The organism is Kitasatospora sp. NPDC101801, from assembly GCF_044766665.1.
Lineage (GTDB): Bacteria > Actinomycetota > Actinomycetes > Streptomycetales > Streptomycetaceae > Kitasatospora.
Window position 1 is genome coordinate 1 of sequence record NZ_JBIWML010000081.1, and the last position, 9332, is coordinate 9332.

The following is a 9332-nucleotide window of genomic DNA, read 5'->3' on the forward strand; positions in this document are numbered from 1 at the left end:
CGTGCACGGGCGACTGGTGCACCTGCAGCATCCTCACCGACGAATACGCCGCCAGGCCCAACACCCCTCCACGAACTTCCGCGGAGCAGCACTAGTCAGGTCGTCAGGCGGTGTCGACCGTCTGCTGCTTCCGAGCAGAACCGGGGTCGTACGGGGGACCGGGCCCCGCCCGGTGTGCCGGGCGGGGCCGGTCGTCAGGTTCAGAACTGCAGGGCCCAGCGGTCGAGGTAGCCCTCGAAGTACTGGGAGCCGCCCGCCACCCGCAGGCGCCACACGCCGTTGGCCGTCCGGGCGGAGGCGTCGACGCCGAAGGTGGTGTGGACGCCGGCGTTGAAGGAGCCGAGAAAGACCGGGTCCTTGAGGCGGTAGATGGTGCCGTCGGGGGCGATCAGGTCGACGACCAGGTCGTCGGGCCACTGGTGGACGATGTCGACCACGACGTCGAGGTTGGCGGGGCCCCGGCCGGCGACGCCGGTGACGGTCACGGAGGACTCGATCACGGCCTCCTCGATCGGGATGTCGGTGGCGTTGGTGAAGCGGGGGCCGGGCGGGCGGTTCGGGATGCTGCCGGTGTACAGCAGCCGGTCGGGCGTGCCGTCCTCCAGTCCTTGCAAGGAGCCGACGGTGGCTGCGGAGGTCAGGGCGGTGGCGACCTGGGCGGGTGTGGCGGTGCGGTGGTCGGCCAGGTAGAGGGCGGCGGCGCCCGCGACGTGCGGGGAGGCCATCGAGGTGCCGGACATGGTGGTGTAGTCCTCGTCGTAGGCGATCCCGGCCGAGACGATGTCCGAACCCGGTGCGTGGATGTCCACCAGGGGACCGTAGTTGGAGAACCAGGAGATGCTGTCGTCGCTCTCGGTCGCCCCCACCGTGATGGCGGTCGCCACCCGGGCGGGAGAGTGCTGTGAGGCGTCGACGCTGCCGTTGCCCGCCGCGACGGTGTAGGTCAGGCCGGTGGCGATCGAGTTGCGGACGGCGGTGTCGAACACGTCGTCGGGATCGCTGCCCAGACTCAGGTTCACCACGGCGGGCTTGACGGCGTGGGAGGTCACCCAGTCGAGGCCGGTGACGACTCCCTCGGTGGTGCCCTCGCCCCCGTCGTCGAGGACCCGCACCGCCACCACCTTGGCCTGCTTGGCGACCCCGAAGGTCGCGCCGGCCACGGTGGCGGCCACGTGGGTGCCGTGGCCGTGGCCGTCGTCCGCCTCGGCGTCCCCGTCGACGGCGTCGAAACCGTAGGAGGCCCGGCCGCCGAACTCCTCGTGGCTGATCCGGACACCGGTGTCGACGACGTACACCGTCACGCCCTTCCCGGCCGTGGTCGGGTAGTCGAAGCGGTCGGTCATCGGCGGGCGCCGCTGGTCGATCCGGTCCAACCCCCAGGAGGGCGGGGCGGACTGGCTCCCGTCGACCCGGACCTTGCGGTTCTGGACGACCTCGGCGACCGCCGGGTCCGCTGCCAGGCGGCGTGCCTGCCGCTCGGAGAGCTCGGCGGAGAAGCCGTGCAGGGCAGCGTCGAAGCTCCGCCGCACCTTGCCGCCGTACCGGGCGGCGAGCGAACTGCCCTGCCCAGCGGCCGACTTCGCGGCCTGCGGGGTGAGCATGACGAGGTAGCTGCCTGCGATCGTGCCCGGTGTACCGGCCCCCCGGACCACCCCCTCCGGGCTGCTCGCGTCGGCCGGAAGTGCTCCGCCCGCCGCGAGTGCCACGGCCAGTACGGCCATGGCCAACCCCCGGAAAACCTGTCGCCTTGCTGTCATGGCGTTCCTTCCATCCCCCCGCGAGGTGCGCGCCCGGCGATCGCGGCCGCACCTCGCACCCTCAGGCGTGTGGTGCGGCGCACCCCCGGCGGTGGGCGCGGCCCGGCGCATCGGCCACGGCTGCTGTTTCCCCCAACTCACCTGCCATCAAAGAAGACTGACGCAACATCAGGTAGGTGGCAAGGAGGGAATCGAGCGGACGGTCACCCGGCCGGTGCGGGTGGGACGGCGGCGGTCGCGGGTGACGCTCCGGCACCGGAGCTTCGCGGGTGTCCCGGTGCGGAGCCCGAGCCGAAAGCGACGGTCGACGACGGTCGACCGGTTCGCTGCTGCGAGCCGGCCCGCACGACGCGGACGAGGAGGTCTGTCCGCTCGGTGACGAGCCGGCGGAGGCCGGCGTCCCCGGCCTCCGGTGAGCCTGGCGGTCCGGAGCGCGGGAGAAACGGGTTTCGGTGCGGGTGCCGTACCGCGATGATGGGGCGGGTGAACCAGGACCAACCCACCCAGGCGCCGGTCATCCTCGGCATCGACGACCTCCGGCCGCTTCCCCGCGCCACCCGGATCGCCCGCACCAGCAGCGAAGGCGTCCGGCTGCTGGCGGAGCACCGGGACAGCTTCATCGACGAGCTCTGGCTGGACCACGATCTCGGCGGTGACGACAACATCCTGCCGGTGGTGACCGTGCTGGAGGAAGCCGCTTTCAACGGACGGCCGTTCCGGATCGGCACGGTCTTCGTGCACAGCGCCAACCCGACCGGAGCCGCGACCGTGGTCCAGGCGCTCACCCGCTGGGAGTACCGGGTCCGGCGGGCAACGGCCTAGCCGGCCGGGCCGGGCTGCTCGGCCCGGCGCTGGGCCGGCCGGGGCACCGTCGTGGTCTGGTTGTGCCGCTCCCGGCGCAGGGGAGGCGCTTCCTCGGCTGGTTCACCGAGCGGGCCGTGCAGGTGGTCGACGAGGTCCGCATCCGGGGCCGGGCGGTCGACCGCGTCGGCGACACCCACGAACGCGTCATCGCCCTGCCGGAAGGCCGCCGACCGCGCTCCGGCGCACGTCGACCCCGAACTCTCCTGATCCGTCGGCCCGGGCGGAGGGGGAGGCGGGGCGGCCGGCCGGGCCGCCCCGCCGGTGTGTCAGCAGCTCACCACGGTGGAGACGGTGGCGGGGGAGGACGGCCAACCCGGCTGGTTGACGGCGAAGTTGGCGATGACGGTGGAGCCGCAGGGCGCCGTGGTGAAGACGCTGCCGACCTGGGTCCCGCCCGCCGATACGAGCACGGTCGGGTTGACGGGCGGGATCGGGGCGTTCCCGATCACGGTGGCGGCCACGGTGAAGCCGACCGGCTGGGGCTGCCAGGCCGGGCTGTTGGGGGTGGCCCAGCCGTACACGCGTACCTGGTTGCCCGTCACCTCGATGCAGGTCCTGGTCAGCAGGTAACCCGGGGCACCCGGGGCGCCGCAGGTCACGGCGGCGCCGACCGGGCCGAAGGCGGGCGCGGCGACGGCGTCCTGAACGGTGGCCAGGGCGGCCAGGGGCGCGGCGGCTGCCAGGATGGCGGCGAGCTTCTTCATGGGTCTCTCCTTCATAGCGTGCCCTCAGGACAGGGGAGTTGGAGCCATATGAAATGTCACATTGCTTTCATGGTGACAGGTGACGGTCCGTCGGTGTCGGGTTCCGGGGCGACGGGCGATCTCCCGCCGGTATCCGCCGTCGAATGGCCTGAACGGCCTGTCAGTGATCACGCAAGTGGTGCCCGGCCCGGGCGGCGGGAAAGGCCGGGCGTCCGTGTGACGGCGTGCCCGACACGGCCGGATGAACGGTTGGCGGAGGTCACGGTTCCACTCCGAGGACGTCGTCAGCCGGTAACCGGACAGGTCCTTGCGCTGTCGGTAGCGCCGTTGGGGCCAGGGCGGGGCTGCCGGAACGACGGAGGGCCCCGCCGCAGGTCGCGGCGGGGCCCCTCGGGCGTACTGCTCAGAGGATGTTGTTCAGCGGGTGGCGGGGGTCCCAGACCTGGTTGGTGCCGCCGTTGCAGTCCCACAGCGCGAGCGCCTTGCCGTAGGTGCGGTCACCGAACGGCAGGTCGACGCAGCGGCCGGACAGCGGGTTGTAGAGCGAGCCGTCGGCCCGGGTCTGCCAGATCTGGTTGGCACCGCCGTTGCAGTCCCAGAGCTGGATCGCCGTGCCGTTGACGGTCTGGCCGTAGGCCAGGTCGAGGCACTTGCCGTTCTGCCTGACCGTGCCGTCCGCGCTGAACGCGGTGAAGCCCTGGAGGTTCGTGTAGTCGCAGTTGAGGAACCTGGCCCGGCTGCCGAGGGCCGACTGGTCGCCCGGGTCCACGGCCATGCAGGCACCGGAGTAGGGCCCCACGCCGTAGAGGCTGTTGCGGAACCGGCCCTCCTCGGTCGGGTGGCCGGTGGTGCGGTTGAACACCGCGACGTCGGCGACCTCGCCCTTGAAGCGGAAGTCGGCGTGGCCCTGGAACTGGTACTGGCCGATCCGCAGCGGACCGTTGGCCTTCCACACCTTCTTCGGGTCGTGGTTCCCGCTGGCCGTCAACTGGCCGTCCACGTACAGCGAGATGGCGCCGGACGTGGCGTTGTAGGAGGCGGTGAGGCGCTGCCAGGTGCCGTACTTCACCGCCGGGGTGAAGCCCGCGCCCCGGATGGTGGTGTCGTCCCAGTTGGCGTAGTCGTCGTCGGCGGCGCCGAGCGAGAAGTGCCAGTTGTTGTCGGTGGGGTTGGCCCAGAGGATGAAGCCGCTGGAGCGGTTGCCGTCCTGGCTGGCCACCACACCGCCGCCGACGGCGGCGCGAGCCGCCAGGTTCACCGAGAAGCTCTTGGTGGTGTCGATCACGGGCTGAGTGCTGCCGAGCGACCCGGTGCCGCCGAAGGAGGCGGAGCCGTCCGTCCAGCCGACGGTTCCGGTGGCGGTGAGCGGGGACTTCCCGAGAGTCTCGGCGCCACCGGCCGGCCGGTTCAGCAGCCAGTGCGCGGACGGCTCCTGGAGGCGGGCGGCCGTGGCCGTGCCGGGGTAGACGAAGGTGGTCCGAACAGCCTCGGCCGAGCGGTTGCCCGCATGGTCGATGCCCCGCAGGTGGATGGTGTTCAGCCCGGGCCCGGGGAACGACAGGCGCGCGGTGCCGTAGTCGGCGGCGTCGCACTGCGGGGCGGCCCACACCGGTGAGTCGTTCACGCGGTACTCGTAGCAGGAGGTGTACGAGCCGAAGCCGTCCAGCGGCGCGGCGTCGGTGAACCGGTAGCTCGCCATCCAGCCGCTGTCCTGCTGGGCCGCCGACCAAGAGGCGAACTCCGGGATCGTCAGCTGCGGAGCGGTGCGGTCGATCCGGAAGTGGCAGCCGGCGGTGGGCTCCGACACCCGGTCGGCGCTCTCACGGGTGACGGCGTGCCAGACGTAGGCGTGGCCGTTCAGCAGCCGGCTGTCGTCCAGGGGGAAGGAGGCGACTCCCTTGTCCGAGACGGTGGTCGCGGGACCGGAGAGGAGGTCGGTGTCCGGGGTGGCGACGTCACGGACGTGGAACTCGACGACCAGGCCGGGCGTCGGGCCCGGCACCGTGGCGGTCAGTGCGGCCGGGGTGCCGTTGGGCAGCCAGCCCCAGGAGCGCGGGTCGGTGCCGCAGCCTTGGCCGCTCTCGACGCCGTACCTGAGCGCCGGCTCGGGTGCCGCCTTCGGGCTGACGGGCAGGGGCACGGGTGCCGGGGTGGTGGCCGACGGCGACGCGGCTGCGGCGGCCGGTGCGGCCGGGGCGCCCGGTGCGGGCACTGCGGCTCGCGCGGAGCCGGCTGCCGGGCGCGGCGACGGCGCGGCGGTGTCGGCCCGGGCGGCCGGGGCAAGGGTGACGAGGCTGCCGGTGAGGACGGCCAGAGCTGCGGTCGCGGCCAGCGTTCCGACAGTGCTGCGGCGCGGCTGTGCGCCGGCTCGCGCGGGCAAGGTGGGCAATGGTCCCCCAGATGGAACGGATACGTGGTCACCGTGCATATGTTCGGAGACCCGGAAACGATCTCGCGAGGGAACTGCGTTGGTCAAACGGTGACCCGAGGACGATCGACGCGGGGCCGGACGCGTGGTCAGGCGAGACACCCCGGTGTTCGGGCCGTCGCGCCCCGGCGGGGTTGATCCGGCCGCCGGGGCGACGGAGGATGCTCGGGGGTCCAGCCGACGTGGAGGTGCCGATGAGGGTGGTTTTCGTGCACGGGGCGTGCGTGCGGGACGGCTCGTGGTGGTGGCACCGCACCGCCGAACTGCTGGCGGAACGGGGAGTGTCGAGCGTGGCACCGGCCCTGCCGAGCTGCGGCGAGGCGGGGCCGCCCGGCGGCGTCGGAGGTCCCGGCCTGCCCGAGGACGTGGCCGCCGTGCGGCAGGTGCTGGAGGCGGACGACGAACCGACCGTGGTGGTCGCCCACAGCTACGGCGGCATCGTCACGGCGGAAGCCGCTGCGGGCGCCGGGTCGGTACGCCACCTGCTGCTGATCTCCAGCTACCTGCCCGAGGTCGGTCAGAGCCTGTCGGACTTCGGGGACGGCGGCCCCGCCCCGTTCCTCGAGGTCGACCCCGAGGCCGGCACCTTCGGGGTCCGCCCCGAGCTGCTCGTGGACACCTTCCTCCAGGACTGCGCCCCCGAGATCCAGGCCGGGGCGGCGGAGCACCTCGCCCGCCAGAGCGTGCAGGTGACCGGCCAACCGGTCGGGGCGGCCGCCTGGCAACACCTGCCCTCGACGTACCTCGTCTGCGCCCAGGACAGCGGCACCCCGGCCCGGCTCCAGCGGGAGTACGCCCGCCGGGCGGGCACCGTCGTCGAACTCGACGCCGGCCACCACCCGTTCCTGTCCCGACCCGAGGTGCTCCGGGACCTGGTGCTGAGTCTGTGACGGCAGCCGCGGACTTCTAGTCCGTCTGACGGTGTCGCCTCAGCGGCGGAGCACGGTGAAGCCCTCGGCCGCGTGGACGAGGTGGAAACCCGCGGCGGTGTCCAGTACGGCCGGCGGCGGTGCGGGGAAGGGCACTGCTCACGGCCCGGTGGGCGGGGGCGGGGGTGTTCAGCGCGCCGCCGCCCACGAGCCGGCGCCTGCGTGCTTCTGCGCCGGGCCGCTGACATGATCGAGCCCGGCAGCCGAACCGACCGACCAGCACCTGCCCGGAGGGTGGTCCGCATGAGTTCCCGAGTCGTCCCGGTCGCGCCAGGCGTCCTCATCCGGGGCGGGGAGATGCAGCTGCTGGACCATCCCTGGCAGCCCGGGTACGCCGAGTACTTCCGCACCGGTCAGTGCGACGGACTTCTGGTCGGGGACGGTGATCTCGGGTGGCTGCCCACCGTGCCCGGCCTGAAGCGGCTGCGGCTGGGGAGCGGGACCGGTGCGCTGGCCCCGGTCGCCGACTGCGCCTCGCTCACCCTCCTGGGGCTTCCCCTCCACGGGCGGCGGGGCGGCTTCGACTTCTCCCGGCTGGCCGCGTTGGAGGTGCTCGAAACTCCTGTCCTGCCCGGCTTCGAGACGCTGCGTTCCGTCACCTCGCTGCGCGAGCTGACGGTCGTTCACTGGCGGGACCAGGCGCTGACCGAGCTCGGCCCGAAGCCGAACCTGACGTTCCTCCGGATCGCCTGCGTCCGAGGCCGGGAGCTTTCCATGGCGGGGGCCAACCAGTTGCCCGCCCTCGACCTGCTGTGGATCGAGGACGGTGTCCTCACCGACACCGACCGGCTGTGCGAGGCCGAGCAGCTCACCGACCTGCGACTGGTGGGCGCGAAGACCTCCACCCTCGCGTTCGCCGCCCGCCTGCCGAGGCTGCGGAGCCTGCTGCTGGAGAACTGCGGCCCGATCGACTCGGTGGCCCCACTGGCAGGCCACCCCGCCCTGCGCGAGGTCACCATCTGCGGGCGTACGGTGATCGCCGACGGCGACCTGACCCCCCTGACCGACCACCCGGCCCTGACGCAGGTCGCCCTCGAACGCGGCGCCCCGCACTACAGCCACCGCCCGGCCGAGGTCCGACGAGGCTGAGCGGGCCCACCCGCCCGGGGCGCCCCGGGGGTGAGGCACTGCGAGTGCGGCCGGCCTGGGCCGATCTCCCCGAGGCTATCGCCCTCGGGCAGAGGTGACGTGTACAGCCGAGCTTGCGAGAGGAGGGCTGGTCCACCTCTACGGTGCGGCTCAGGGCACCCACCCCAACACCATCGGAACCCTGTGACTTCAGAGGTTCCCGGCCTGCGCCAGGGCGGCTACAACTGTCCCTCGTCGAACCGCTCGGCTCGACGACACCGACGGGAGACACCAATGAAGCGCTTCACCCTCTCTGCCCTGCTCAGCAAGCGCGCTCTGGGACTCGCCCTGGCCGCCGTCTCCGCAGCAGTGGTCATCGCCGGTCCCGCGACAACGGCCCAGGCGTCCGGCTGCGGGGTGAGCGGCGGCAAGCTCTGGTGCAGCAACCGGGTCGCACCGGTCAAGTGGGGCCCCAGCTACTACTCCGAGACCGGCGACGTGCTGCGCAGCACTCACAGCTGGTTCGCCTGCTGGACCACCGGCCAGCTCCACGAAGGGGGCAACACGACCTGGTACTACACCCAGGGGGACGACTCGGGCATGTGGGGCTACGTGCCTGCGGTCGCCCTGGACACCTCCAGTGCCTTCGACGCCAATCCGACCGGCAACGGCCTGCGGCACTGCTGATCACGAGTGACAGACCATTCCGGCTCGGGGGCAGGGCAGGGTCCGTCCCGAGCCGGGCAGCCCCGACAGCTCTACCGCGCCGTCGGGCCCCAGGCAACCTGCAGTTCGGTAGGTACCGGGGGCCCTCCCGGCAGTTGAACATGAGGGCGGACAGACCCTCTCGATCCAGGAGCCAGATGTGAACCTCCGTCAGATCACGGCCCGTACCGCCGCAGCGGCAATCGTCCTGGGCGGTGCGCTGGTCGGCGCCGCTCCGGCCCAGGCCGCGAGCAGCTGCTGGAACGGCGGCTTCACCGTCCGGAACGGTGACTACACCTACCAGGCGTACAAGTGCCACAACCGCTCCGGTGCCACGGTGTGGGCGGCCACCAAGGACACCGAGGTCCAGAACAGCTGGACCGGCGCCATGTACTCGAGCACCAGCTGGTTCGCCTGCAAGATCGACGACGGCCAGTACAACGGCAACAACACCCACCCGTACCGGTGGCTGCTCACCCAGGCGGACAACGGTCACTGGGGCTGGATGAAGGACACCGACATCTCGGACGAGACCAACTCGGTGCCGAACTGCTCGCTCTACTGGTACGGCTGGTAGCAGGTCAGCCGACGGGGCGGTCCGCCACGGGATGCGGAGCGCTCGGCCGGGCCCGAGGGCGCGGCCGTCGGCACGAGGGGGGGGGGGGGGGGGGGGCGGCCGCCCCCCCCCCCCCCGGCCCCGGCGCGGCCGGGGGGGGGGGGGGGGGGGGGGGGGGGGGGGGTGGGGTGGGGGGGGGGGGGGGGGGGGGGGGGGGCCACCCCCCCCACGACGCTGCTGACGGTGGATCAGGACGTGTACGGGCGGGTGAGCGGTGCCGCCTCCTTCGTCGGCGGTTCGCTCCAGCCGTTGGCCCCGCTC

The 9332-nt window shown here is 72.6% G+C and carries 9 protein-coding genes; 5 read left to right on the forward strand and 4 right to left on the reverse strand.

The features are described 5' to 3' along the window. Positions 1 to 200: 200 nt before the first annotated feature. Positions 201 to 1721 carry a S8 family serine peptidase gene (locus ACIRPK_RS36510; RefSeq protein WP_403047174.1) on the reverse strand — a complete coding sequence of 507 codons (1521 nt, stop codon included), beginning with the start codon at positions 1719 to 1721 and terminating at the stop codon, positions 201 to 203. 519 nt (positions 1722 to 2240) lie between these two features. Between ACIRPK_RS36510 and ACIRPK_RS36515 the strand changes: the two genes are divergently transcribed. Then, positions 2241 to 2579, forward strand: coding sequence for a cyclic-phosphate processing receiver domain-containing protein (locus ACIRPK_RS36515; RefSeq protein ID WP_403047177.1), 339 nt, complete (start codon positions 2241 to 2243; stop codon positions 2577 to 2579). Here ACIRPK_RS36515 and ACIRPK_RS36520 read toward each other — a convergent pair. From ACIRPK_RS36520 to ACIRPK_RS36530, 3 genes are all read right to left on the reverse strand, one after another. Then, positions 2576 to 2758, reverse strand: a complete 183-nt coding sequence (locus ACIRPK_RS36520) for a hypothetical protein (protein WP_403047180.1) — start codon at positions 2756 to 2758, stop codon at positions 2576 to 2578. The genes ACIRPK_RS36515 and ACIRPK_RS36520 overlap by 4 nt on opposite strands. Before the next feature lie 129 nt (positions 2759 to 2887). Beyond that, complete coding sequence (locus ACIRPK_RS36525) at positions 2888 to 3325, reverse strand: hypothetical protein (protein WP_403047182.1); 438 nt, start codon at positions 3323 to 3325, stop codon at positions 2888 to 2890. A gap of 403 nt (positions 3326 to 3728) precedes the next feature. After that, a complete protein-coding gene (locus ACIRPK_RS36530) occupies positions 3729 to 5705 on the reverse strand; it encodes a ricin-type beta-trefoil lectin domain protein (protein WP_403047184.1) in 1977 nt (658 codons plus the stop codon). A 242-nt stretch (positions 5706 to 5947) separates the two neighbouring features. On the opposite strand from ACIRPK_RS36530, the gene ACIRPK_RS36535 reads away from it, so the two are divergent. The 4 genes from ACIRPK_RS36535 (at position 5948) to ACIRPK_RS36550 (ending at position 9032) form a co-directional block, all read left to right on the forward strand. Beyond that, positions 5948 to 6643, forward strand: a complete 696-nt coding sequence (locus tag ACIRPK_RS36535) for an alpha/beta hydrolase (RefSeq protein WP_403047186.1) — start codon at positions 5948 to 5950, stop codon at positions 6641 to 6643. Between the two features lie 282 nt (positions 6644 to 6925). After that, entirely contained in the window at positions 6926 to 7771 is an 846-nt protein-coding gene (locus tag ACIRPK_RS36540) for a hypothetical protein (protein WP_403047189.1), read from the forward strand. 273 nt (positions 7772 to 8044) lie between these two features. Further along, positions 8045 to 8437, forward strand: coding sequence for a hypothetical protein (locus ACIRPK_RS36545; RefSeq protein WP_403047192.1), 393 nt, complete (start codon positions 8045 to 8047; stop codon positions 8435 to 8437). Positions 8438 to 8615: 178 nt separating this feature from the next. After that, positions 8616 to 9032 carry a hypothetical protein gene (locus tag ACIRPK_RS36550; protein ID WP_403047195.1) on the forward strand — a complete coding sequence of 139 codons (417 nt, stop codon included), beginning with the start codon at positions 8616 to 8618 and terminating at the stop codon, positions 9030 to 9032. Positions 9033 to 9332: the final 300 nt, after the last annotated feature.

Excerpts from the sequence above, each read along its gene's own strand:
- ACIRPK_RS36510 (WP_403047174.1), bottom strand. The coding sequence starts at position 1,721 with ATGGCCGTACTGGCCGTGGCACTCGCGGCGGGCGGAGCACTTCCGGCC.
- ACIRPK_RS36525 (WP_403047182.1), bottom strand. The coding sequence starts at position 3,325 with ATGAAGAAGCTCGCCGCCATCCTGGCAGCCGCCGCGCCCCTGGCCGCC.
- ACIRPK_RS36535 (WP_403047186.1), top strand. The coding sequence starts at position 5,948 with ATGAGGGTGGTTTTCGTGCACGGGGCGTGCGTGCGGGACGGCTCGTGG.
- ACIRPK_RS36540 (WP_403047189.1), top strand. The coding sequence starts at position 6,926 with ATGAGTTCCCGAGTCGTCCCGGTCGCGCCAGGCGTCCTCATCCGGGGC.
- ACIRPK_RS36545 (WP_403047192.1), top strand. The coding sequence starts at position 8,045 with ATGAAGCGCTTCACCCTCTCTGCCCTGCTCAGCAAGCGCGCTCTGGGA.